The organism is Barnesiella sp. An55, from assembly GCF_002161555.1.
GTDB lineage: Bacteria > Bacteroidota > Bacteroidia > Bacteroidales > Barnesiellaceae > Barnesiella > Barnesiella merdipullorum.
Map to the genome: position 1 here is coordinate 83221 of NZ_NFHZ01000001.1, position 25571 is coordinate 108791.

Genomic DNA, 25571 nt, shown 5'->3' on the forward strand with positions numbered 1-25571 from the left:
GCGCTTAGTTGGAAAAATCGATCGACAATCCCATTTGAAACATCCTGGGGTTTAACGGATAGTGAGGCAGCGAGAAATAGTTGTTGCCGCCAAATACCCCCTGGTTTACATGCGACATCATCACAAAGAAGCGGGTTTGCTTCAGCTTCATGTTGATATAGGCATTCATGAAGGGGTAGTTTCCTACCTCTATCTGGTCTTGGGTATGGAAGGTGAGAGTGGCCGGCTGGAAGGTTTCGCTTTTGTATTTGGTGTAGTAGCGACAATCGGCACCCAATTGTACATGCAATACTTTGGCAATGCGGAAGCGCAGGTACAGATTGCTATATACGCTCAGTTCGGGCAGGGGAATAATCGAGGGCTTGCTCGTTTTTTGATAGACCACCTCGTTTTCCCAATTGAGAATACCAAGCCTGAAATTCTGATTGAGACGGGCGTGGAATACTTGAATAATCGAGCCCTCTTGTTGTGGCAAACAGTTGTTGTCGAAATAGATATAGTTTTGTATGTTCTCGATACCTACATTCAGTTTGGTTCCCCAGCGTTTTACGCTGAATTCGCCACCTACCCGCATGCGCCGGGTCTTCCCGAAGTTGTTGTTCCACATGAAGTGGTTGGAGTAATATCTTTTGTAGAAGTATGATGGCTCGGTGTTTTTGAAGAATCCGTAGGCTTTCAGTTGCACGGTATCTTTCCAGATTCTGAACCGACTGCGCACATCGGCCGTGACGTCGATGTCGCCAATTACCGAGCCGGCCAGTCCGAACTTCCCATTTACGTTGTAGGTGAGCAGTTCACCTTTTTGTTTCGACAGCTCGCCGCCTACCCATAACAGATTTTCGCTATGGTTGCGTGGAATGGACATGTCGGGACGAGGAGTAAGACCCTCGATTACCGTTCCGGCCGTGAGGGTATCGCGCGGCATGGTGTAGTGCCTGTATTCATAGGTAGCGTAGGCTGCCAGTCCCATCTTGGCATATTTGTTGAAACCCTCGAGCAGCGATATTCCCACGGTGTTCCGTAACGATTGATAGCTGGTGATTTCGTTGGTACCGCCCAGACTCATGTAGGTATTGGCAAAGTAGGTGGTGTCTTCGGTCGCCGACTGGTTGACAAACCGGTGCTTGTTGGCATTGTATTCGATTGTGTGGATGATGCTGGTCACCGGGATAAAGGTGCGTATCACGGTAGTGTCTTGCTGCTCTTCCTGATAAAAACCAAATTTGTATCGTTGAGTGGCATAGTATTCTTGACCGCGGATGCGGTTGTAGGCATCGCTCAGGTTGGTAGGGATAGTTTGGGTATCGACACTTGATTGTCCCCCCTGTACCTCCTCTGGGTTGAGTATGTAGGTGTCGTCGCTGATACCCCCGTTTTCCTGATTGACAAAGTTGTAGGTATTGAGGAAAAACTGGATGTCGTAACGGTCGCCCAGGTAACTGCCGAAGATGCTATATGCCAGGTCTTTGGTCGCCTGGTGCTGGTAGTGTCCTCGTGATAGAATGTAGTTCACGCTACCCCCAAGGGCCAGTTTGGGATTAATGTTTCCTGAGAAGAGTGCTTTCAAGTCGTCCTGGGCCGTCTGTTTCGAACCACCGGTAAGGTAGGCCAGCTGTGTGAACGGGATGTGGGTGTTGTAGAATTTCCACGTCGAGGCAGTCTGTATCCAATGGCTGAATGGATCTTTGAAGATAAACTCCGAAGGAATATCCCGGTCGAAGAATATTTTGGAGAAGGCAGCTCCTCCCAGATTGCCCGTTGTACCGTAGGCTGTTGCGTAGCTCGAGGGTATGTCAGTGCTGTAAAAATTGTGCATGAGAGTATCCATGGGAACATCATAACGCAAACCTAAGGGCTGGGTGATGCTCCAGGCATAGGGTGGAGGTACGTCTTGTTTTTTCTTGGCTTGCACAGCAAGCATGCAGAAAAACGAGAGTAATATGATGATGCCAACCTTTCTCATGGGTTTGCAAAGATAATGAAAGGTGAGCGGAGAGTCAAAAGAAAAACCGAGTTTTTCGATTGGACTGTCCCGAACCGCCTCCTTTCTTTTGAAAAGATACGAAAGGATACACAATGCGGCTTATGAAACCTGAATGTTCGAGATTCCATACGAGGTTGCCTTTGGGTGCACTACGTTTAGTTATTCTGATAAAGATACCGTTTGATACTGCGTTTGGGGGTCTTTTCAAACTCCTCGTAGTAAATCTTCAACCGACTTATTTGACTGTATGCCGGGAGTTCTTTGTTGAGGGTGGCTATATCTTCTTCCATTTGAGCTTCCAGGGCATCTCCGGTGAGGTTGGAACGTTGGGCGTTCTCGATGTCGGGATAGACGAGAGCGACCAGTTTACCCTCTTGTTCGACAATGAGCGACTCGCACACATAGGGCATGTTGTTCAGCCGGTCTTCGATTTCTTCGGGGTAGATGTTTTGGCCCGAGGGGCCCAATATCATATTCTTGTTGCGGCCTCTCAGATAGACGAATCCATCGGCGTCGATGGTACAGAGGTCGCCGGTTCTCATCCAGCCGTCCGAGGTAAATATGGCTTGGGTAGCCTCTTCGTTTTTGTAATACCCCAGCATGGTGTTGGCTCCTTTTACCAGCAGTTCGCCCACGATGTGTTCGGGGTCGGACGAATCGACACGTCCTTCCATGCGATCGACAATTCGGCCGCACGATCCTATGCGGGTCTCATCCCACGGAGCATAGGAGATGAGCGGCCCACACTCGGTCATGCCGTAGCCTACGGTGAAGGGGAAGTTTATGCGGCGCAGGAATTGCTCTACCTCGCGGTTGAGAGCAGCTCCACCGATAATCATCTGCACGAGATTGCCTCCAAAGGTTTCGTAGAGTTTGTCGTTGATCTTGGCCAGCAACTGACTGTCCAGGAAGGGAACCTTCAGCATCACTTTCATCAAGGGCTTTTCCAGCAGCGGGAAGACTTTGGTCTTGATAATCTTCTCGATGATGAGCGGTACGGCGATAATCAGTTTGGGCTTTACGGTAGCAAAAGCATCCATGATGACCTTGGGCGACGGTACCCGGGTGAGGAAGTGCAGGTGGCACCCTTTGGCAAAGGGGTGAATCATTTCGATGACCATGCCATACATGTGAGCCATGGGCAACATACACACGATGCCGTCGCCGGCTTTCAGGAATGGCAGGTGTTCGAGACAGAACTCGACATTGGACCACAGGCTGCGGTAGGGGAGCATCACCCCTTTGGAGAAGCCGGTAGAGCCCGAGGTGTAGTTGATGACGGCCAGCTCTTCGGGTGAGTCTTCGTGGTAATGCACGGCCTCGGGGGTGAATCGCGACGGATACTTCCGGCCGAAATATTCGTTCAGCCGGTCACGCGTATCGGTGAGCTGCTCGCACTTCGACATCAGCAGAGAGAAATCGTTGAGCAGGAAAATCCCAGTGAGGTTCTTCATGAGACTTTCGTTCAGATTTTCCCACACGCCATCGCCCACAAAGAGCAGTTTGGCCTCGGAGTGGTTTACGATATGGTGAATATTGTCGGCTTTAAACTCGTGCAGAATGGGTACAGGTACAGCCCCATAGGTAATGGAGGCAAAGAAGGCTACCGCCCAATGGGCCGAGTTTTTGCCGCAGATAGCAATCTTGTCGCCTTTTTCGATACCGGCACTCTCGAGCAGCAGGTGTATCTTGGCAATTTTGCGGGCTATGTCTTTGTAGTGGTAGGATACGCCGTCGAAGTCGCTCAGGGCGATACGTTCCCAATTGTCTTTGATGGCTTGTTCGATGTATTTATTAAAACAATTGTATTTCATATTTAATGAGAATTTACGAGTCATGATTACAAAGATAGTGAAAGTCGAGAGCAGAGGTCAACGAAAAACTTGTTTGTCAAGTTGGGCTATGCCGAGTCGCATCCTATCTTCTACAAAGATAGTAGAAAAAATGAGATGAGAAAATATGGTGAACGTGGTGTTTTTTATAAAAACGGTAGCCGCAGTATATGAATTTTTTTAGTATTGTGATTTTATGTAATTGGTTATAAGTATTTTATGCGCTTATTGAGATGCGATTTATATTCCTGTAACCTTCTATATAGGCCTGACGTTTATTCACATAAAAATAAAAAAGAGGTGTCTATTTTTGAAGATTCAACAGAAAGAGTATAATTTTGTACCAAAACATTTAAATTTCATAAAAAATGGGGAATCGTATGCTAAGGAAAGCATTGTCGTGCTTGATTCTATTTGTATTGTATGCACAATTGTCGTATGCCGTATCGATTAAAGATGAAAGTGGGGTTTGGTTTTATATTCTTTCGGAAGAGGATCTTACGTGTGTGATAAATAGTGCTCCCAATAAGTCGCATGTAACCATAGCCAGTTCATATCTGTATGAGGGGAAACGTTATAAGCCGGTAGAAATTGCCAATATGGCTTTTATGGATAAGGATTCGGTCGAGACAGTAGCTTTACCCTCGACTATTGAGCGAATAGGGCAATCGGCATTCAGTGGTTGTACCCAATTGAAAGAAATATCTTTACCGAGTGGTTTGAAATCGATAGGCTCGTATTGTTTTGCGTCGTGTGACAGTCTCTCCGGATTTTCGGCACCGGCAGCGTTGACCGAGATAGGGAGCTCTGCTTTTTCGGGTAGCGGAGTGACTCATGTGGAAATCGGTGAAAACATAGAGGAAATAGGAGCATCGGCATTCTCTAATTGTCAGTCTCTACAATCTTTTCGGATGTCGCCTTCACCTATGAAAACGATTAACAGTGGACTGTTTATGGATTGTATCAAATTGACAGGAGTTGAACTTCCCAATACGATAACCAATATAGAAGATAAAGTATTCAGCGGATGTACGTCATTGACCCAAATAGATCTTCCTGATAGTTTACTCAGATTGGGTGGTGATGCGTTTGAAGATTGTATCAATTTATCCCATGTCGAAATGCCGAGTGGTATCACTCTGGGTATAGGTATTCAAAGTTATCCTTTTGTAAAATCCATCCATTTTACCCAGGGAGCGAGACCGGTGGTCGATGCCGTGTTTCACTATTCGTTCCCCGACTTGGAATCGATTAGTTTTGCCGTAGGCATTACCGAAATAACAGGTTCGGCATTTTCCCATTGCGATAGTTTGGAATCGATAGAATTTTCTACTTCGATACGGCGTATAGACGGCTCGGCGTTTTATCAATGTGGTAGATTGGAGCATGTCACATTGCCTCCCAATCTCATCAGTATTGGAAGTCGGGCCTTTACCGACTGTACTGGTTTGAAAAAGGTTGTATTGCCTGTGACGCTCGACACGATAGGAGTGTCGGCTTTTGCCTATTGTTCTGATCTGGAGGAGGTCGCTTTTCCCCATGGGTTGAAGTATATTGGCAGTGGTGCTTTCGATAGATGTACCAGTTTGAAGGTGGTAGAAACCGATAGCGAACTCGAATATATTGGTAGTGATGCTTTTAATCATTCTGGCGTACAACGGTTGGTTCTTGGACGTGGATTGAAAACGATTGGCGATAGGGCATTTAACTATTGTCCGCTTACCGAGATTTATTCGTGGAATCTTCAACCGCCAGAGATCTTTTTCAGTACTTTTGCCGGCGGAATCTATTACGATGCTACACTGACTGTTCCTGCCCAGGCCGTCGAAGCCTATCAATCAGCTGAGTATTGGGAAAACTTTGAAAATATTGTCGGTCAAGACATGAGTGGGGTAGAGCAACCGGCCAGAACCGATGTCTCGGTTTCGATACAGGATGGAAAATTAGTTGTCGAGAGTGATGAGATTCGCGAGATTGTGGTCTATGATACGCAGGGCCGTTTGGTCTATCGCGGTACCGATACCATAGTAAGTGTTCCTCGCTCGGGGCTCTATTTGGTAAAAGTGGGAACCGAGGTGCTTAAAGTAATGTTATAAGTGCTTCGAAGGGTGGAACTCGACATGGTTTGCAGTTTCACCGAGATATAGAAAAACAGGAAAGGATAAGAGACAATAAAAACACTCTTATCCTTTCCTGCTCTTTTATGGTATCTACTTTAATTCTTTTTCAAAGAGAAGAGAATGTTCAAGCCACCCGAAGGTACATTCTTGACCCATATTTCTCCTTTGTGGAAGAGAACGGCATTTTTTACGATGGCCAGCCCCAGACCGGTACCACCAAGCTTGCGGGAGCGTCCTTTGTCCACCCGATAGAAACGCTCGAACAGGCGGTTCAAATGCTCTTCGGGTACACCCACTCCGTTGTCGGAGAAGGAGAAATAGTAGTAATTGTCGTCTTCGAGATAGCAGTCGATGGTAATTTGGGTACCCTTACCGGCATAGGCAATGGCATTGTCGGTGAGGTTTCTGAAGATCGAATACAACAGCGAGTAATTGCCGTTTAAGGTCATCTGGGCGTGCAGGTTGCGAGTCACCACGGTCATCCCTTTTTCGGTAAGAGCGGCCTGCGATTCGCCTATCACTTCGTTGATAATCTTCTGCAAATCGGTATTGTCGGTGTCGTACAGGTCTTTCGATTCATCGAGCCGGTTGAGCATAGAGATATCGCGCAACAGATCGGTCAGTCGTTTCGATTGGGCGTAGCACCGTTCCATAAACATCCGTTTACGTTCGTCGTCCATCTGGGTCGAGAGTATGGTCTCCATATAACCTCTGATGCTGCTGACCGGGGTCTTCAACTCATGAGCGATATTCTGGGTCAGTTGTCTTTTCAGGCGGCTCTCCTGTTCTTGTTGGGTAATATCGTTAATGGCGATCTCGAAGGTGTGATCTTGAAAGATGATGCACTCGATAAGGAATGTGCGACTCCCTTTGTCGAGGGTCATCGACTCCGATATAAACTCTTCGCGCACATTGGGCTCAAAAAGCTTTTGAGAGATAAAGTCGTTGATTTTTTTGAGATTATCCTCCTTGAACAGATAGTCGGCCGGCGACAATGTGTTGTCGGTGATAAGGCTGAGGTATTGAATAAAGAGGTTGTTGGCCATGATGATGCGTTTGTCTTTCGAGAAAAACGCCAGCCCCTCTTTGGAGAATTGCAAGTGCTTGAACAGTTTTTCCTGCTCGATAGAAAGCTTCTCTTTGGTACGCAGCAGATTGTCGTAGATGTGGGTGAGGCTTTGGGTGATGTTGCCAATATCGTCAACCCCCGATTTTATAGTGATGTGTATGGGCTTGCCTTGTTCGGCTTGTTGGGCCAGCTGTCCAAGAGCTGCAATCGATTTTCCCAGACTGCGGCAGAAATAGTAGAGCAGCAGGATGGCAAAAATTGATATTCCCACCATGAAATAGATGAACTCCTTGTTGGGATTGAGTATGGAGAGATTCTCCCGTTCAAAGGGAATGGACGTGCGCACGATCCAGTCACCGCATTGGCGTGCCGAGTAGAAATAGTTTTTCTTGTGGGTTTGCGAATGTCGAATAGCATACCCTTCGCCACTTTTCAACGCCTGCTGTATTTCGGGACGGGAGAGGTGATTGTCGGTAACGGAGTCGCCATCTTCTCCATGTTGGTTCTCGAGCAGGACATCGCCGGTCTTGGCCGAGATTATGGTCACTCTCAAATCCTTGCTGGTCATGTTGCGGATAATCGAGTCGATGGATATATGGTCGATATCTTGGTCTTTGATCTGGGCGTATATGAGTCCGTTATAGTCTTGCAAAAGCTCATTCAGCGACTGTTGCCGGTTTTCCTTCTCGAGGCGGTATTCAAACAGCAGGATGATGGCGATAAAGACAATAAAGAGAGAGGCGATAGAGAAGAACAGCTTCCTATCGAACGTCATAAATTGAGTACGTTTTTCGAGTGTCATGTTTCAAGTCAAGTAGTTTCGAAACAATATCCGTATCCGAGTCGGGTAACGATGTGTTTCCCGTATTCACCGATCTTTTTGCGTAAACGGGTAATATTTACATCGATGGTACGGTCCAGCACATAGACCTCGTCGGTCCATATTTTCGACAGAATCTCTTCGCGGGAGAATACTTGTCCCGGGTGGGAGAGTAGCAGTGAGAGTATCTCAAACTCCTTTTTGGTGAGCGGGAGCTCGGTTTGGTCGATAAAGGCCCGTTTTTTGGTGGGGTCGATATAGAGACTTTCGTATTGCAGAATTTCGGGAACCTCTTTTTCGGAGCTTCGGCGCAACACGGCTTTGACTCGGGCAATGACTTCGCGGATGGAAAAAGGCTTGGAGATGTAGTCGTCGGCTCCGATGTTGAATCCCATGAGTTTGTCGTCCTCGGTATCTTTGGCCGTGAGGAAGATGATGGGAATGTGTTTGAGCTTTTCGTTCTTGTGCAGAATCGAGGCCATCTTGAACCCGTTCATTTCGCCCATCATGACATCGAGCAGCAACAGGTTGTAGTCGGCCAGAGGCATTTGCAAGGCCTCTTCGGCCGAGTTGGCCGTATCGACCTCATAACCCTCTACCTCGAGGTTGAATTTCAGAATTTCGCACAAATCTTCTTCGTCATCTACAACTAAAATTTTGTAATTGGCCATAGCTTTCGGTTTTTATTGATGCTGCAAAATTGAGAAATAGATATTTCAACGATGTGACAATCGATTTTTAATTTCAATCTATCGATGCATCTCGCTGATGGAAATTCAAGAGCAACACAAAATCCTTCACGTCGTTGCCTTTGCGGTCGCTTCGCAACTCTTGTTCAAAGGTGTATTGCTTGCCGTATTTCTCCTGTATGTATTGGAAATCTTTTTCTCCTACCAGCAGATATCCTTCGCGAGGAGTCTCTCTTTCAAATTCGACCACACGATCCTGGGTGTAGAAGTTGATGATGAAAAAGTGCATCATGGGTGTCGATACATAGGAGTATATCTTTCCTTCGGGGACCTCGGCAATGACCTCGTCGGCAAAGGGCTTCATCGACTTGGCATTGAGAACGACCGGCAGCGTTGAGGCGTCGAGCATGAGCTGTATGCCGAAGAAGAGTGCCACAACCGAGTAGATGTATCGGTTGTTGTAGGTGAGGTAGCGCTTGCTCTTGTAGATGTCGTAAATAAGGAATATGATAAATATGCCGGAAATAATCGACACGATATTCCACGATTCGGCCAATGCAGTCATATAGTAGGCCATGTCGTCGGGCAGGAGGGCATGGTAATGGTCGGCGACTCCGCTCTTGACCAGGAGCAGGATAATCAGCAGCAAGGCTCCTACCGAGGCGATGAGAATCGAGAATACCCGCCAAACCTTGGGCCTCTGTTTAAGCAGATAGAGCATATACTCGGCCAGGAAGTAGGCTATAAAGGGATAGATGGGCAGGATATATACCGACCGCTTACTCTTGGGAATACAATAGAAGACAAAGATAATGACGATGGACAGCAGGCTGAAGAGTCTCATGCGGTCCATGTGAGCTATATAGTCTTTGAACCGGCGCCAATATTGCTTTACCGTACCCTGTGGTTTCTTGTATTTCAGTACAAACAGCGACATGATTACCAGCAACGACCAGGGCAACCAGCCGGCCAGGGTAATGTAGAAATAGTATATGACGGGTTGTTCGTGCGATTCGTAGCTCATCTTGCCCAGGAATCGGCCGAAGTTCTCTTCGAGTACCAGCTGCAAGAAGGTATCGCCGCCCTGTTGATAGGCCGCATAGTACCATGCCAAAGGAAGTATGCAGGAGAGCAAGGCCAAGGGCAAGACTTTATAAATGGTCTTCCAGAGCGATACATTCTGCAAAAGCAGAAAGACCCCGATGACGGCACATGGCAGGATAATGCCTACCGGACCTTTGGTGAGGGTAGCGATGCTCATGAACAGGATAGCCCAAATAGGGATTCCCCGCAGGCGATGTTCCCACCATCGGTAGAGTTGCAACAGAGCCAAAACGATGAAGCAGGTGAGCACCATATCGACTCTCGACGCCATGGCAGCCCGGTGTACCTCGAACCCCGATAACAGCAGTAATGCCGACAGAAAAGCGATATCGTTACGACTCCGCTTGGCAAAGAAGAGGAAGCACATGGCCGACATGATGATAAGGGCCAGGGCCGACGGCAGTCGTGAGGTAAACTCGGTCACTTCGCCCGTGGGCAAGGACAGGGCAGCAATGCACCAGTGGAAGAAAGGCGGTTTGTAGGCAATATCGCTCCCGTTGTTCACGGGCAGTATCCAGTTGTCGTTTTGCAGCATGCTCACGGCGACAATGGCTTCGCGGGGCTCGCCCTTGGTGTGGAAGTTGGTCAATCCCAGGTAGGGTATGATTGTGAGAGTACTGATAATCAGCAATAGCAGAAACAGCGAAGATCTTGAGCTTATTTTAGGCATGTTCATAATCGAGCAGTCTTAAAGCGTTTTTTGATTAGTCGTGTCGAAATTGATTTTTTTGTCAATGATATATTCGGGACGGTTTTTGGTCTCGTCGAAGATATTGCCGATGTACTCCCCAAGGATACCTATTGTGAACAGTTGTACGCCTCCCAGGAATACGATGGTAATGATGGTCGATGACCAGCCGGGCACAATAGACTCTTTGCCCGAGAGGTACATGACAAATACCCAAATGGCATAGGCCAGGGCAATGAAAATAGAGAGCGTACCCAGCGAGATGGCCAGTTTGAGAGGCTTTTTGGAAAAACCGAAGATACCGGCCGAGGCAAGTGAGAACATCTTGCGCACCGAATATTTGGTTTTACCGGCCGCCCGTTCGTTGCGGTCGTAGTAGAATGGGGTCTGTTTGAATCCCATCCAGCTGAAGAGCCCCCGCAGATATTTGTGCTTCTCGGGAAATTGTTTGAAAGCGTCGAGCACCTTGCGGTCGATGAGTCTGAAATCACCCGTATCGACGGGGAAGGTATAGTCCGACAAGGCATTGAGCATGCGGTAGTACAGTTTAGCCGTAAACTTTTTCATGAAGGTTTCGCCCTCGCGTTTGTTGCGTACGGCATAGACCACGTTGCTGCCCTCCTTGAGATAGGTGTCGATCATTTGCGGAATCACCTCGGGAGGGTCCTGCAAATCGACGTCGATGATTACGGCCACATCGCCCGAGCAGTTGTGCAACCCGGCACTTACCGCATTTTGGTGACCAAAGTTCCGGGAGAACGACAGTACTTTGGTGTGAGGGTCGTTTTGGGCAAAGCCGAGCAAAAGTTCCTCTGTGCGATCTTTGCTGCCGTCGTTGACAAAAATGAGTTCGTAGTCATAGGGGGTACTGCTCATGACTTGAGAGAAGCGCTGGTGTGACAGGGGGAGAACCTCCTCTTCGTTGTAGCAGGGAATGATGACAGATACTTTCATGGCCTTTCCTTTTTATTTTTTAAACGTGATGCATTTATTCATGGCAAAGTTGCACAGCGTATATACGACCATACTCACCAATTGAGCCCAGGTGTCGGCCATGTGCAAGGTCTCTACCAGAATAAGCAGTGCTACGAACTGAATACCGTAACAGATCCCGAAACTGACGAGAAACAGCACGGCTTCGCGCATAAAGTTACTATTTAATTTCTTAAATACCCACAGTTTGCTCCAAAAGAAACTGTTGATAACGCCGGCTATATAGCCTACCAGATTGGCAACGGTATATTTTACGTGCAGCAACTCTTGCAGTACATAGATGACAACGAGGGTGATGAGGGTGTTTATGACTCCCACGATACCAAATCGAATGAGTTGCCACAGGGTGTTTTTGTCATATTTTTTCAGCGATTCCAGCATGGGAGCGAGGTTATTTCTTTTGAGAGTTGTTGTCGGTTTCGTCTTTCAAAGCGGGCAATGACCAGTGGAATTTCACGGCAAGCAATCTCACGGCTACTACCGAGATACCGCAAATCGACTGGTTGGTGATGCTGTTGAATCCCATCTTTTGTCCCAGGTAAAACATGATGCCTCCCGCCACGCAGGCCAGGGCATATATATCCTTGCGGAAGAGCAGGGGCTCTTCGTTGATGAGAATGTCGCGTATGATACTGCCTACCGAGCCGGTAATCGTACCCATGACGATGGCGACCCAAAAGGGGAATCCAAACATGAGTGTTTTTTCTACACCCACAACGACAAACAGCGCCAACCCGATGGTATCGAAAATGAAAAACGTATTCTCGAGCTTGACCAGATACTGCTTGAATATGATTACGAATATGAGGGCTATGGCGGTGACCGTGAGGTAACTGCCATTAATCATCCAGAAGGGGGTGGCGTTGAGCAGCACGTCGCGGGTGGTACCGCCACCGATGGCAGTAACCAGTCCTACGGCGTAAGCACCGAACCAGTCGAAGCGTTTGGCAGCAGCCAGTCTAATGCCACTGATGGCAAAGGCCAGGGTTCCTACAATTTCCAGTATGGTAGCAAATGTCGTATTCATGCTATATTTTTATAAGAATACAAAGGTACTATTTTTTGTGAGAATCGATGTGTTTTGGGCCCTCTATGTTTTTGCCGCATGAAATAAGTCGAGCGAGACCGGTTTATAAGAATAAAAGTGTACCTTTGCCTGTATAAAATTTTTAGCATGAAAAAACGGTTGCTACTGTTTCTTTCCGTTTGTTTTGTGGGTTTTGTTCTCCAGGCTTCGTCTCCCAAATATGAGACGCGGGCGGTGTGGCTTACGACAAACTGGGGACTGGACTGGCCTTCGCGTCCGGTGCGTACACCGGCCGATGCTCGCCGACAGCAGCAAGAACTAATCGATATTCTCGACCGGTTGCAGGCTACGGGAATCAATACCGTGTTTTTTCAGGCTCGCATCAGGGGCGAGGTGTTTTATCCGTCGCAGTACGAGCCTTGGGCAACGGTATTGAGCGGTGGTCGCAATCCGGGATACGACCCGTTGGCTTTTGTTATCGACGAGTGTCACAAACGGGCCATGGAGTGCCATGCCTGGTTGGTTACTTTCCCCGTGGGGTCGAATCGTCAGGTGAAGAGACAGGGCCGTGCATCGGTAGTGGCTCGTCATCGTTCCTGGTGCAAACAACTCTCGGGCGAATGGTTTCTCGACCCGGGTAATCCCGAGGTGAGGAACTATTTGGTCGATGTGGTTCACGAGATCGTTTCGAAATATGATGTCGATGGTATTCATCTCGACTATGTGCGCTACCCCGACAATGCCCGCAAATTCTCCGATACCGATTCGTATCGCAAGTGGGGCAAGGGAGCCCCGTCGCTCATGAGTTGGCGAGAGGAGAATATCACGGCGACCGTCTTCTCGATTTATGACGAGGTGAAGCGATTGAAACCCTGGGTGAAGGTGAGCAGTGCTCCGTTGGGGCGTTATGCCTCGTTGCCCGGTTTTCCCGCTTCGTGGAGCTGCAAGGAGGCCGTTTCGCAGAATCCCAAACGATGGTTACAGGCGGGGAAACACGATCTTATTGCACCCATGATGTATTTCAGGGAGGAGAATTTCTATCCCTTCCTGTACGATTGGGCCGCGTCGTGTCCGGCGGGAAGTGTGGCCAGTGGTATAGGAGTCTATCGACTCGACCGGGAGAGCGGCAACTGGTTGCTCGACGAGATCAAGCGGCAAATCGAGACTACCCGACAGGTGGGAGTGGGACAGGCCTATTTCCGTTACGGGAATCTTTATCGGCACACAGGACTCGATCAGTGGCTCGTGGCGTGGTTCTACCGTCACCCGGCCTTGACACCACGTTGCGTGGGTGCTCCGGTTCAATCGGTCGCAGCCCCCGAGTCGTTCAGGGTCGAGACTCATGATGCCGGAGCCACTTTGTCGTGGGGGAAGGTTGACGGGGCATTTACCTATGTTGTCTATGCTACCGACGATTCGCTGCGGGTCGAGGAGGGAGAGCAGATAGTGGCCGTGTTGCCCGGCACGGTGCATGAGTATATGGTGCCCGGTTCGTATCGTTGCTACGCAGTGGTGGCACGAGACCGATATGGCAACGAAAGTCTGCCCGTTGTGTGGATGCGTCGGCATATCGAACGGGAGAAATATGAGATAAAACTACATGAATAAAATAAAACAAGAAAAAGCTATGTATCCTTTGAAATTTGAAGACATCCTTCGCCCTATGATTTGGGGTGGAGAAGAGATTAGCCGGTTCAAGCAGTTACCCGAGATTCATCCCGGTATCGGCGAGAGTTGGGAGATATCTCAGGTGGGTGAGCGTATATCGATAGTCAGCGAAGGGGCCGACAAGGGCAAGACCATTACCGAGTTGGTGAAGCGCGACGGAGCCGCTTTGGTGGGCAAGCATGTGGCCGCCCGTTATGGCGAGCAGTTCCCGTTGTTGATTAAGTTTATCGATGCCCACGACAACCTCTCTATTCAGGTACACCCCAACGACGAGGTGGCCATGGCTCGTCATAACTCATTCGGTAAGACCGAGATGTGGTATGTTATCGATGCCAAACCGGGTTCGGGGCTTTACTCGGGATTTTCTCAACAGATTACCCCCGAAGAGTATGTCGAGCGTATCAAAAACAACACCATCACCGATGTGTTGCAATTCCACGAAGTGAAGAGCGGCGATGTGTTCTTCTTGCCGGCCGGTCGTATCCACGCCATCTGCGAGGGTATCTTGATTGCCGAGATTCAGCAGAGTTCCGATATTACCTACCGCATTTATGATTATGACCGTCGCGATGCTCAAGGTAATCCCCGCCAGTTGCACATCGAGCAGTCGATAGCCGCTGTCGATTTCAAGATGTATGATAACCTGCGCACCCAATATGTAGCTCGCAATAACGATGCCGTCAACTTGGTAACGTGTCCCTATTTCGAGACCAACCTGATTGAAGTTGACCAAAGTGTGAAGCGCCCTGTGGCTGCACACGATTCGTTTGTAATTTATATGTGCATGGGGGGTAAGGTTCGCCTGACCGATAACAACGGCTACACCATCACACTGCACCAGGGCCAGACGGCTTTGATTCCTGCCGCTCTCGAGAGCGTGACCATCGAGGCCGAGACTCCTGCCAAGATGCTCGAGTGTTATATTCCGGCTCAGAAGTGAACCGTGGAGAGTAGATAAGAAAAGAGTAGCCGGGAAATTATTCCCGGCTACTCTTTTCTATATCATAAGTCTTAGTTTCTTTGATGGCCAGAGGTTGAGGTTTACTCCTCGCTCTTTGTCTTCCCGGAGCGGTTGTAGAACTTGCAATATTCGCGTATTCCACACTCCAGACAATTGGGCTTGCGAGCCGTGCACACGTACCGTCCATGCAGGATGAGCCAATGGTGAGCGATAGGTAGCAAGTGTCCCGGTATGTTCTTGACCAAAGTCTTCTCGGTCTCGAGCGGAGTCTTTGAATTATTGGTAAGTCCTATGCGGTTGGAGACTCTGAATACATGGGTATCGACAGCCATGGCCTCTTTGTGAAAGACAACCGATGCAACTACATTGGCGGTCTTGCGCCCCACGCCGGGCAGCTTTTGCAGCTCGTTTACCTCAGAGGGGACTACGCCGCCAAACTCTTCGACGAGAGTGCGGGCCATGCCCACCAAATGTTTCGACTTGTTGTTGGGGTATGACACGCTTTTGACATAGGGGAAGACCTCTTCGGGGGTGGCTTGGGCCATCGCCTGGGGAGTTGGGAAGGCCTCGAAGAGAGCCGGAGTCACCATATTTACCCGTTTGTCGGTACATTGCGCCGAGAGAATCACAGCAACAAGCAGCTGAAACGGGTCGTGATAGTGCAGTTCGGTTTCGGCAACCGGTCGGTTCTCTTGAAACCACTTGATCACTCCTTCGTATCGTTCCTTTGTAGTCATAGCGCTATACTTGATTTATCATGAGATGATGCAGAACCCCTTGCGCGTGTTTGCTACATGCTGGCGGTTTCTGCTTGCACTCCTTGTAATATCGACGGTTAATGGGCCGACTGGAACTCCTCGAGGAAACGCACATCGTTCTCGGAGAACATGCGCAAGTCTTTTACTTTGTATTTGAGGTTGGTAATACGTTCGATACCCATACCCAAGGCATAACCGCTATATACTTTGCTGTCGATGCCACAGGCGTCAAGTACATTGGGATCGACCATGCCGCAGCCCAGAATCTCTACCCAGCCGGTGTGCTTGCAGAAGGCGCAGCCTTTACCCCCGCAAATGTTGCACGAGATATCCATCTCGGCCGAAGGCTCGGTGAAGGGGAAGTAGGAGGGGCGGAGCCGTATTTGGGTTTCGTTGCCAAACATCTCCTTGGCAAAGTAGAGAAGTGCCTGTTTCAAATCGGCAAACGATACATTCTTGTCGATGTAGAGAGCCTCTACCTGGTGGAAGAAACAGTGTGCCCGGTACGATATGGCCTCGTTACGATATACGCGCCCCGGGCAGATGATGCGGATAGGGGGCTGTGCATGCTCCATCGTGCGGGTCTGTACCGACGAAGTGTGGGTGCGCAGCAGAATATCGGGCGACCGCTGGATGAAGAAGGTGTCTTGCATATCGCGGGCGGGGTGATCTTCGGCAAAGTTCAACGCCGAGAATACGTGCCAGTCGTCTTCAATCTCGGGACCCTCGGCAATCGAGAAACCCAACCGGCCAAAGATGTCGCAAATTTCGTTCTTTACCAAAGAGAGCGGATGTCTCGAACCCAGCGGAATGGGATAGGCCGTACGGGTGAGGTCGATATTTTGCTCGTCGGAGTGAGTCTCTTCAAACTCGCTTTTCAACTCGTTGAGTTTTTCGAGAGCCCGTTCTTTCAGTTCGTTCAATTGCTTGCCCATTTCACGTTTCTGGTCGGCAGCCACATTTCTGAAGTCGTTGAAAAGTTGCGAAATCTCTCCCTTTTTGCTGAGGTATTTTATACGAATAGCCTCTAAATCTTCTGATTTAGAAACTTTTAATGCTTCGATTTCTTCTCTGATACGTTGGATTTTTTCAATCATACCTGTGTACTTCTTAGATTCAAAATGCAAATTTAATAATAAATGATGTCTTGCCGGGTGGATTTGGTCGAAATATTTTTGGCTTACGTCTAAAAAAAGAGGTTTAGCGATGAAGAAATCGACCTTTATTACTACTTTTGTTTTACTTTTTCAAGGTAAGTCTCTATGCTAAAACTTCCGTTCCTGCAACAGATTGAGTCGTTTATTGCCGATAACCACCTGTTGGACAAGTCGGCCCCCGTTGTCGTGGGTATAAGCGGCGGAGCCGATTCGGTGGCGCTGCTTCATGTGCTCACCCGGCTGGGCTATGCGTGTATCGCCTGCCATTGCAATTTCAATCTGAGGGGCGACGAGTCGCTGCGAGACCGCAATTTTACCTGCGAGATTGCGCGGCAGTGGGGGATACCTTTCGACGAAGTCTCGTTCGATACAGAACCGTATGCCCGGGAAAACGGTCTGTCCATCGAGATGGCTTGCCGCCGATTGCGCTACGACTGGTTCGAAGAAAAGCGCTTGCAATATGGGGCTCAGGCAATTGCCGTGGCCCATCATCGCGATGACAGCGTAGAGACTTTGCTATTGAATCTGGTGCGGGGAACAGGCATTGCCGGACTCACGTCAATGCGTCCTCGTAACGGTTTTGTGGTGCGTCCCTTTCTGCCGGTCTCGAGGCAGGAAATAGAGCAATACCTCTCGGATCAGAAGCTTTCGCACGTGGTCGATCATACCAATCTCGAGGCAATTTATGTGCGGAATAAAATCAGGCTCGAGGTGCTGCCGTTGCTTCGTACGATCAACCCCTCGGCCGACCGTTCCATCTATGCCACCATGCAGAATTTGAGAGAGGTGGAGCGTGTTTATCGCCAGGCTATCGAGCAAGAGCAGCGCGAGGTGTTGGTCGCTGAAGGAGCCCAAGTGCGTATCCCCATTGATCGACTTAGGGCGCTCCCGTCGCCGCGGGCCTTTTTGTTTGAATTGCTTTCGCCTCATGGTTTTGTACCCGACCAGATCGACGAGATATTGACCGCTTGTGACGGTGAGTCGGGCCGAGTGTTTCTGGTTCCCGGGCAACGTGTCGTAAAAGACCGCGATGCGTTGATATGGGTGCAGCAGGAGGCCGACTTGTCGGCCGACGATGTAGTGGTCACTATTGCATCGGCCCGGGATGCCGAGGCGTTTTTGGAAGGACGCTTGTCGTATCGTTGTGTGAGTAGCGAATCGTATGAGGTACCTCGAGACAAGGCTTATGCCTCTTTCGACCTGGACAAGATTACATTCCCGCTTACTGTTCGCCGATGGCGCATAGGAGATCGTTTCCGGCCATTCGGCATGAAGGGGAGCCGCAAGTTGAGCGATTATTTTGCCGACCGCAAATATTCCTTAATCGATAAATCCAATGCTCTGTTGCTGTGTTCGGGCGATACGATTCTGTGGATCTTGGGTGAGCGAACAGCCGATGGATACCGGGTTACACCCGATACGAAAAGAATTATCGAATTTAATTATAAAAAATAGTTAAAATACAAACTTAATTTTACAATCCTTGTTTTGTTTGGTAAATCAGCCGTATATTTGTTCACTGAATTGCGTAGTGAAAATTCTGTACGCAGCATAATTCAAGCAAATCCAATAGATATATTTGTTTTTTCGGCCGGTATGTATCTAGGGCATACAGGGTGCGTCGATAAATATAAAGTGTAAATCATATTTATTTACTATTCATGTATAATATTTTAGAATTAAGCGCTAAGACTCTTGACCAGTTAAAAGCGATAGCCACCGAGATGGGTATTCAGAAAATTGACAGCTCTGAAAAGGAAGATCTTGTCTATAAGATTCTGGATCAGCAGGCTATCGACATGGCCAGTAAAGCTGCAGCCAATCCTCCTGCTCCTAAGAAAAGAGGGCCTAAACCTAAAAAGAATAAAGAAAAGACAGCCTCCGACAAACCGAAGGAGACCGAAAATAAACCCGATGCAGAACCGGCTGATGCCGCTGCCGCAACGGACTCGAGCAATGCGAATGAACCGAAGAAAAGAGGTCGGAAAAAGAAAAACGAAACCAAGGGTAACAGCACGCCCGAGAAAACAGCCGAACCTGTTGAGACTCCCGATTTGAAAGAGATATCGGCTATTATCGAAGAGACGGGCCTGGCTTCTCATCCTGCTCTGAAAGAACCTGTGGCCGAGCTGTTTGAAAATTTGAAAGAGAATACAGCGCCTGTGGTAGAACATACTCCGGCAGCTGAAACACCCGAGGCTCAACCTCAACAACCTCAAGCAATGGGTGGGCAGACCAAGCAGCGTAAACGGATTCAGAAGAAAGCCGTTCTCGTAGAGTCGGCCAGCGACGCCCAACCGCAGCAACCTGCACTCCCCTTGACTTCACAGTCTGTCGAGGCTCAACCTCAAAGCGACAATAAATCTGCCGAGGAGCAACCGCAACAACCGGTTCAACCCCAACCGATACAACAGCAACAGCCCCAACAACAGCCTCAGCAACACCAGCAGTCGTCGCAACTGCCTCCGTTGCAACCTTCGTCGCTGCAAACATTCTTCCCGCACAGCGAAAAACAACGGTTCGTTCCCCGTGGACAACGTACTTTCGTACCTCAGAACCGCATCAATAATCCCAACAACAATCAAAACCAGCAACCTGCTCCCGAGCCGAAACCGGTCGAAAAGCCTTATGATTTCGACGGTATTCTCACTGGCGTAGGTGTGTTGGAGATGATGCCCGACGGGTACGGATTCCTCCGTTCGTCGGATTATAACTACCTCACGTCGCCCGACGATGTATATGTATCGCAGTCGCAAATCAAGCTGTTTGGCTTGAAGACGGGCGATGTAGTCGAGGGGCCCATCCGCCCGCCCAAGGAGGGTGAGAAGTATTTCCCGTTGGTGAAGGTCGAGAAAATCAACGGTCGCACGCCCGAGTATGTGCGTGACCGGGTTCCGTTCGATCACTTGACTCCGCTTTTCCCCGATGAGAAATTCGACTTGACCAGCGGTAAGTATTGCAACCTATCGACCCGTGTGGTTGATATGTTTTCGCCCATTGGCAAAGGTCAGCGTGGCTTGATCGTAGCTCCCCCGAAAACCGGTAAAACGGTATTGCTGAAAGATATTGCCAACGCTATCTCGGAGAATCACCCCGAGGTCTATATGATTATCCTTCTCATCGACGAGCGTCCCGAGGAGGTAACCGATATGGCTCGCAGTGTGAAGGCCGAAGTTATTTCCTCGACTTTCGACGAACCTGCCGAGCGTCATGTGAAAGTGGCCAGCATCGTGCTGGAGAAAGCCAAACGTATGGTTGAATGTGGTCACGACGTAGTGATTCTGCTCGACTCCATTACTCGTCTGGCTCGGGCTTACAACACGGTATCGCCTGCATCGGGCAAGGTGCTTTCGGGTGGTGTCGATGCCAACGCCCTGCACAAGCCCAAACGCTTCTTTGGTGCAGCCCGTAATATCGAGAATGGCGGTAGCCTCACGATTATCGCTACGGCCTTGACAGAGACGGGCTCGAAGATGGACGAGGTGATTTTCGAAGAGTTCAAGGGAACCGGCAACATGGAGTTGCAACTCGACCGGAAACTCTCCAACAAGCGCATCTTCCCGGCTGTCGATATTACGGCTTCGAGTACTCGTCGCGACGACCTGCTATTGCCTAAAGATACGCTCAACCGCATGTGGATATTACGCCGCTATCTATCGGATATGAACTCGATCGAGGCTATGGAATTCATGAGAGACCGCATGGAACGTACCTCGTCGAACGAGGAACTGTTGCTGTCGATGAACGACTAATCTGTTTTGAGAGGGGCGAGTTCTCTCTCTTATCGAATATTGAACCCCGGGAGCAGAAGAGAAAAGCTCTCGGGGTTTATTTTTATTAAAGGTTGGCAGGATACAAAACCAGCGATAAAATAGCTACCTTTGCTCCCCGTTAGGAGATGTGACTTATGAAAATAAACAAGACCAATGCGGCCCGGTTGCTCGACCGGGGAAAAATCGCTTACGAGCTGGTCCCGTATGAGGTTGACGAGAATAATCTGGCAGCTACTCATGTGGCCGAACAGTTGGGCGAAGATATTGCCCAGGTATTCAAAACCCTGGTATTGCGAGGCGACAAGCACGGCATATTTGTGTGCGTGATTCCCGGCGACAAGGAGGTCGATTTGAAAAAAGCGGCCAAGATGTCGGGCAACAAAAGCGCCGAGATGATAGCCATGAAGGAGCTTTTACCCACGACAGGATATATTCGTGGCGGTTGTTCGCCTATTGGCATGAAGAAAAACTTTCCCGTCTATATTCAGGAGAGTTGTCTTTCGCACGACTATATCTATATCAGTGCCGGGCAGCGTGGCCTGCAGATTAAAATCGCACCCAACGACCTGATCGGTTTCGTTTCGGCTCAGGTGGGCGATATGATTGATTAATTCGTCGATATTCTCGCTTGCTCAGATTTCGTGGGTGGCCTGCAGAAGCAGGGGCTCGATGCGCAGGAACTCCTGCTCGAAGTTGGGGGTAAAGACTCCTTTCCCCTGGTTCTGGTGTATCTCGGCGATAGGCCAGTATCGGCCGGCATCGATTTCGACAGGGTCTATGGTTATGGGGCCGTCGTAGCAGGTATAGTAGGCATGTACCATTTCACGCTCACGGGCCGATTCGAAGATATAGGTAATTGCCGGGTGTGGGGTGAATTGTGTAATGCCCAACTCTTCACGCACTTCACGAGCCAGGGCTTCCTCGATGTGCTCGCCATAATCGACGTGTCCGCCTACGGCTGTATCCCATTTACCGGGTTGTATGTCTTTGCTCATCGAACGTTTTTGCAGGTACAGGTCGCCGTGGCGGTTGAGAATGTGCAGATGCACGACAGGGTGGAGCAGTTTGGAACCGTTGTGGCACTCCTGTCGGGTGGCCTTGCCGATGACCCTCCCTTGCTCGTCGATTAAAGGAAACCATTCTTCTTTACTCATGATTGCGCTGTATTGTTGTCGGGTTTATAGGTTTGTATTCGCTTGCGCAGAGTCGCTTCGTCAAGAGGCTTGCCATCTTCTCCAAACGGTAATCTGAAGGTACACCCTTCGCGCCATCGGCTGCACCCATAGGCCGTCTTGCCTTGGATCACTTCGCCGGCATGGCATAGCGGGCACAACAACGGTTGTTTGTCGGCGGCCGGAGTATCATTGCTTTTGGCGGCCTTTTTTTTGCGAGGCTTGGCCGGCGTGGCGTTCTTCTCTTTTTTCTTGGGCGCTTCGGGCACAGGAGTGGCTGCCGTGATGCGACCCGAATTGTCGCTGAGAACATGCAGCACAATCTCGCCGACCATCTTTTTCAACTCTTCCAGAAAATCGGCAGCTCGATATTCGTTACGCTCGATTTTACGCAGCTTGTTTTCCCAGATACCGGTCAGTTCGGCCGACTTGAGCAGCTCGTCGCGGATGGTCCCGATGAGCTCGATGCCCGTTTGGGTGGCAATGAGGTTCTTTCGCTCCTTGCGGATGTAGTGGCGCTTGAACAGAGTTTCGATAATGGCCGCACGGGTCGAAGGTCTTCCGATGCCATTCTCCTTGAGGGCGTCGCGCAACTCCTCATCCTCGACCATCTTTCCCGCTGTCTCCATCGCCCTCAGCAAAGTAGCCTCGGTGTAGGGCTTGGGCGGTTGGGTCCACTTCTCGGCCAAGGCCGGCGTGTGGGGGCCTGTCTCTCCTTTGATAAAAGCGGGCAGGGTGCTTTCGCTTTCGTCGCTGTTCTCCTCCTCTTTCCCGAATACGGTGCGCCATCCCGGCGAGAGAATCTGTTTGCCCGTCGCCTTGAATTCCACCTGATTCACATCACCCATCACTACGGTATTGGAGATGGTACAGTCGGGGTAAAAGGCTGCGATAAAACGCCGGGCCACCAGGTCATAGACCTTGCGCTCCTCGGCAGTGAGATTGGTAGCCTTGACATTGGTGGGAATGATGGCATGGTGGTCGGTCACCTTGGAGTTGTCGAACACCTTTTTGCTCTTGGGTATCTTGCCGGTTTGGAACGGGGCGGTCAACGTCTGGTAATCGGTGAGAGCCGCCAGGATGCCCGGTACCTTGGGATAGATATCGTCGCTCAGGAAGGTGGTATCGACGCGCGGGTAGGTGGTCACCTTCTTTTCATAGAGCGATTGGATGATTTTCAAGGTATTCTCGGCCGAGTAGGAGAATTTTTTGTTGCACTCGACCTGTAGGCTGGTGAGGTCGAAGAGTCTGGGCGGGGCCTCTTTGCCCTGCTTGGTGGTGATGTCGGTTACGGTAAAGGGAAATCCTTCGATCTTTTGCAGAAAATCCTTACCCTCTTCTTCGGTTTGGAATCGCCCCTTGGTGACTGAGAAGGTGGTATCGCGATAGACGGTTTTCAGTTCCCAATAGGGTTGGGGCACGAAGTGGTCTATCTCGAGTTGTCGGTTGACAATGAGAGCCAGGGTAGGGGTCTGTACTCGCCCGATAGAGAGGACCTGGCGGTTCTGCCCATATTTGAGCGTATAGAGGCGGGTAGCATTCATACCCAACAGCCAGTCGCCAATGGCTCGTGACAGTCCGGCAAAGTAGAGCGAGTCGAACTCGGTTTGCGGTTTGAGGTTTTGGAATCCTTCACGAATGGATTCCTCAGTCAACGACGAGATCCAAAGGCGGTAAACCGGGCACTTACAGGCTGCCTTTTGCATGACCCAACGTTGGATGAGTTCTCCCTCTTGTCCGGCATCACCGCAGTTGATTACGGCCTCGGCTTTGGACATGAGCGACTCGATAATGCCAAACTGTTTTTCGATGCCACGGTCGGGTATCAGCTTGATACCAAATCGCGTAGGTATCATGGGGAGCGACCGCAAGGTCCATTGCTTCCATTGGTCGGTATATTCGTGAGGCTCCTTCAGGGTGCACAGGTGGCCATAGGTCCAAGTCACCTGGTAGCCGTTGCCTTCGTAGTAGCCGTCGTGCCGGCTTTTGGCACCTACGATATCGGCTATCTCTTTGGCAACACTGGGTTTCTCGGCAATGCACACTTTCATATCGGGGTTCGGCTTTCGATTTTTTACAGGTGCAAAGGTACGCTTTTATTTTTATTTTGCCTTGTGTTTTACCGTCTCATCCGTCGCCTTGTGTTCCATTGTAGCGTTTTGATTATGCGTTTTAGATGCGGGTCTTGAACCGACGGGGTAAGCTCCTCTATTTCGGCAGTGGACAACGGTTGCCTCAAAGATTGCAGCAATTTGAACAATCGCCGGGTTTCGAGTAGCTGAAAGGTGAAGTCGTCGGGGTTGCTCAGGAGGCGTCTATATACCTCTTTCCGTCGGTTTCTCAATCGCTCTTCCCGCATCGAAATCTGTTCTTTTTCACTTCTTTCGTTAAGTTGTTGGATTATTTCCCGAAGACGGGATGGTGGTGTGCTGTTTTCGCCTAAAGCAAATTTTAGTGCAGCCTTTTCTACAGGAGATAAGGCAATACCACGCTCTTCGAGTGCGGCCATAAACTCGTTGCAGCTCCAGACCGGAGGAGGGGCCGTTGCCTCTTTGTTTTCGAGTAAGGAGATAAAGTCGAGATAGTATTCCGATGCTGTTGAAAAAGGATTATTGAGCGCTCTGATGGTATCGAATGGGTATTCTTTCAATTTAATAAACTCATATTCGCAAGCAGTGTCTGTTTTATTAATCATATTATATACAAGTAGATGCGAAAGATATAGATAGTAACTGTTGAGAATGGAGAGGAAGTAGCTCTTTTTTGTCTGCTCTTCGTCGAGCAATGTCGCTTTTATTTGTTGAAGTTTTACTTTAAATTTATTCTCCTCAAACAACCGGTATTGCGATGGAGAGAGGGTATTCAATGCCTTGAACCACGCTTCGTTCTCGCCGATGTTTTGCAGGCGTATCTGTCGCAGGTCTCGGTTGGTTTGAGCATTTCGTCCTACATAGATTAAGTGGAGGCAATTTTGTTCTATTTCTCCGATATATCGATAGGGGGCGAACAGTTCGTCAAGGGAGACTTGGATAAAGAGGGTATCGGCGGGCTCGATATAAAACGGGATGTAGCGGTCGCACAAGACCAACTTTTGCTGCATGGGGTGAGTGACGGGAAGTCGCACCGCGAAAGAGCCGTCGGCTGCGATGGGGACGGTAATGGTTGTCTGCAGCCCGGTAAAGAGATCGGGCAGCACGATTTTCCCGTCGGGCAGCCCCAATCGGTGATGGTAGCCGACAAGCACTCCTTGCAACAAGGCCGAGTCGGGTTCAAAGGTAATTACCGGGATCGGGGGGGATGATGTCGTTCTGAACTGAGGCAGAGAGGGTGTGGATGCCTGGTGTTGCCGGGTGAGCGATACTCCGATGACACGCATCTCGCCCGAAATCTTGTTTCCTATTAAATCAAATTCATGCAGGGAGGAGGGCAGAGCGGGGAAATCCATTTCGATGGCGATGATGCTGTCGGTGTCGAATTGGAAGATGCGATTGAAATCGGCGCCGTCCATATCTTTCACCCGGCCAATAAGGCCGCCCAGGCTGTCCTGTATGACCCAGTCGTCGTGCAGGGTGAGGGTGGTGTGGGGGATCTGTTTCAGGGTGATGTACAGCCGGCTCATCGTGTCGCGCAGCAAGATGCTGTCGATGGTGATTACCGGGGTGTTGCGGGCTTTCCAGGCCGGGGCTATGAGAATGCTTTCGGCCCTCAAAGACAACAGGCCCAGCGAGAGGAGGAGTAATAAAAAAGCTCTCATCG

19 protein-coding genes are annotated in these 25571 nt (G+C 49.6%); 6 read left to right on the top strand and 13 right to left on the bottom strand.

Annotated elements, in window-relative coordinates; genetic code table 11:
• Positions 1–4 precede the first annotated feature (4 nt).
• On the bottom strand, positions 5–1963 hold the full coding sequence (locus B5G10_RS00365) for a putative porin (protein ID WP_087422791.1): 1959 nt from the start codon (positions 1961–1963) through the stop codon (positions 5–7).
• A gap of 176 nt (positions 1964–2139) precedes the next feature.
• On the bottom strand, positions 2140–3798 hold the full coding sequence (locus B5G10_RS00370) for an AMP-binding protein (RefSeq protein ID WP_087422792.1): 1659 nt from the start codon (positions 3796–3798) through the stop codon (positions 2140–2142).
• Positions 3799–4196: 398 nt separating this feature from the next.
• On the opposite strand from B5G10_RS00370, the gene B5G10_RS00375 reads away from it, so the two are divergent.
• Entirely contained in the window at positions 4197–5912 is a 1716-nt protein-coding gene (locus tag B5G10_RS00375; RefSeq protein ID WP_158098750.1) for a leucine-rich repeat domain-containing protein, read from the top strand.
• A gap of 119 nt (positions 5913–6031) precedes the next feature.
• Here B5G10_RS00375 and B5G10_RS00380 read toward each other — a convergent pair whose 3' ends face one another.
• The 6 genes from B5G10_RS00380 to B5G10_RS00405 all read right to left on the bottom strand — a co-directional run bounded on the left by B5G10_RS00380 (position 6032) and on the right by B5G10_RS00405 (position 12326).
• Positions 6032–7780: an ATP-binding protein gene (locus B5G10_RS00380; protein WP_241147690.1), complete on the bottom strand. Its 1749-nt coding sequence runs from the start codon at positions 7778–7780 to the stop codon at positions 6032–6034.
• 35 nt (positions 7781–7815) lie between these two features.
• Positions 7816–8496 carry a response regulator transcription factor gene (locus B5G10_RS00385; protein ID WP_087422795.1) on the bottom strand — a complete coding sequence of 227 codons (681 nt, stop codon included), beginning with the start codon at positions 8494–8496 and terminating at the stop codon, positions 7816–7818.
• A gap of 73 nt (positions 8497–8569) precedes the next feature.
• Positions 8570–10294, bottom strand: coding sequence for a glycosyltransferase family 39 protein (locus tag B5G10_RS00390; RefSeq protein ID WP_087422796.1), 1725 nt, complete (start codon positions 10292–10294; stop codon positions 8570–8572).
• 12 nt (positions 10295–10306) lie between these two features.
• On the bottom strand, positions 10307–11260 hold the full coding sequence (locus B5G10_RS00395; protein ID WP_087422797.1) for a glycosyltransferase family 2 protein: 954 nt from the start codon (positions 11258–11260) through the stop codon (positions 10307–10309).
• A 12-nt stretch (positions 11261–11272) separates the two neighbouring features.
• A complete protein-coding gene (locus B5G10_RS00400) occupies positions 11273–11680 on the bottom strand; it encodes a GtrA family protein (protein WP_087422798.1) in 408 nt (135 codons plus the stop codon).
• Positions 11681–11690: 10 nt separating this feature from the next.
• Complete coding sequence (locus B5G10_RS00405) at positions 11691–12326, bottom strand: trimeric intracellular cation channel family protein (RefSeq protein WP_087422799.1); 636 nt, start codon at positions 12324–12326, stop codon at positions 11691–11693.
• Positions 12327–12473: 147 nt separating this feature from the next.
• Here B5G10_RS00405 and B5G10_RS00410 point away from each other — a divergent pair, with 147 nt between their 5' ends.
• Together B5G10_RS00410 and B5G10_RS00415 are read left to right on the top strand one after the other, a co-directional pair.
• Positions 12474–13934, top strand: coding sequence for a family 10 glycosylhydrolase (locus tag B5G10_RS00410; RefSeq protein WP_087422800.1), 1461 nt, complete (start codon positions 12474–12476; stop codon positions 13932–13934).
• 19 nt (positions 13935–13953) lie between these two features.
• Entirely contained in the window at positions 13954–14934 is a 981-nt protein-coding gene (locus B5G10_RS00415; RefSeq protein ID WP_087422801.1) for a type I phosphomannose isomerase catalytic subunit, read from the top strand.
• 101 nt (positions 14935–15035) lie between these two features.
• Here the strand turns inward: B5G10_RS00415 and nth are convergent, their stop codons facing one another.
• The gene (nth, locus tag B5G10_RS00420) at positions 15036–15692 is read right to left on the bottom strand and encodes an endonuclease III (protein WP_087422802.1); all 657 of its coding nucleotides are present in this window, start codon (positions 15690–15692) and stop codon (positions 15036–15038) included.
• A 98-nt stretch (positions 15693–15790) separates the two neighbouring features.
• Positions 15791–16810 (bottom strand): phenylalanine--tRNA ligase subunit alpha, encoded by a 1020-nt coding sequence (gene pheS / locus B5G10_RS00425; RefSeq protein ID WP_087422803.1) that lies wholly within the window; start codon positions 16808–16810, stop codon positions 15791–15793.
• Positions 16811–16975: 165 nt separating this feature from the next.
• Between pheS and tilS the strand changes: the two genes are divergently transcribed.
• The 3 genes from tilS to ybaK all read left to right on the top strand — a co-directional run bounded on the left by tilS (position 16976) and on the right by ybaK (position 21254).
• Positions 16976–18325, top strand: coding sequence for a tRNA lysidine(34) synthetase TilS (tilS, locus tag B5G10_RS00430; RefSeq protein WP_087422804.1), 1350 nt, complete (start codon positions 16976–16978; stop codon positions 18323–18325).
• Between the two features lie 206 nt (positions 18326–18531).
• A complete protein-coding gene (gene rho, locus B5G10_RS00435) occupies positions 18532–20622 on the top strand; it encodes a transcription termination factor Rho (protein WP_087422805.1) in 2091 nt (696 codons plus the stop codon).
• Positions 20623–20777: 155 nt separating this feature from the next.
• Positions 20778–21254, top strand: coding sequence for a Cys-tRNA(Pro) deacylase (gene ybaK / locus B5G10_RS00440; protein ID WP_087422806.1), 477 nt, complete (start codon positions 20778–20780; stop codon positions 21252–21254).
• Positions 21255–21275: 21 nt separating this feature from the next.
• On the opposite strand, the gene B5G10_RS00445 is transcribed toward ybaK, so the two are convergent.
• From B5G10_RS00445 to B5G10_RS00455, 3 genes are all read right to left on the bottom strand, one after another.
• Positions 21276–21797, bottom strand: coding sequence for an NUDIX domain-containing protein (locus B5G10_RS00445; RefSeq protein WP_087422807.1), 522 nt, complete (start codon positions 21795–21797; stop codon positions 21276–21278).
• Entirely contained in the window at positions 21794–23866 is a 2073-nt protein-coding gene (locus B5G10_RS00450) for a DNA topoisomerase 3 (RefSeq protein ID WP_087422808.1), read from the bottom strand. Before B5G10_RS00450 ends, B5G10_RS00445 begins: the two co-directional genes overlap by 4 nt.
• A gap of 68 nt (positions 23867–23934) precedes the next feature.
• Positions 23935–25569, bottom strand: coding sequence for a hypothetical protein (locus B5G10_RS00455; RefSeq protein WP_087422809.1), 1635 nt, complete (start codon positions 25567–25569; stop codon positions 23935–23937).
• Positions 25570–25571: the final 2 nt, after the last annotated feature.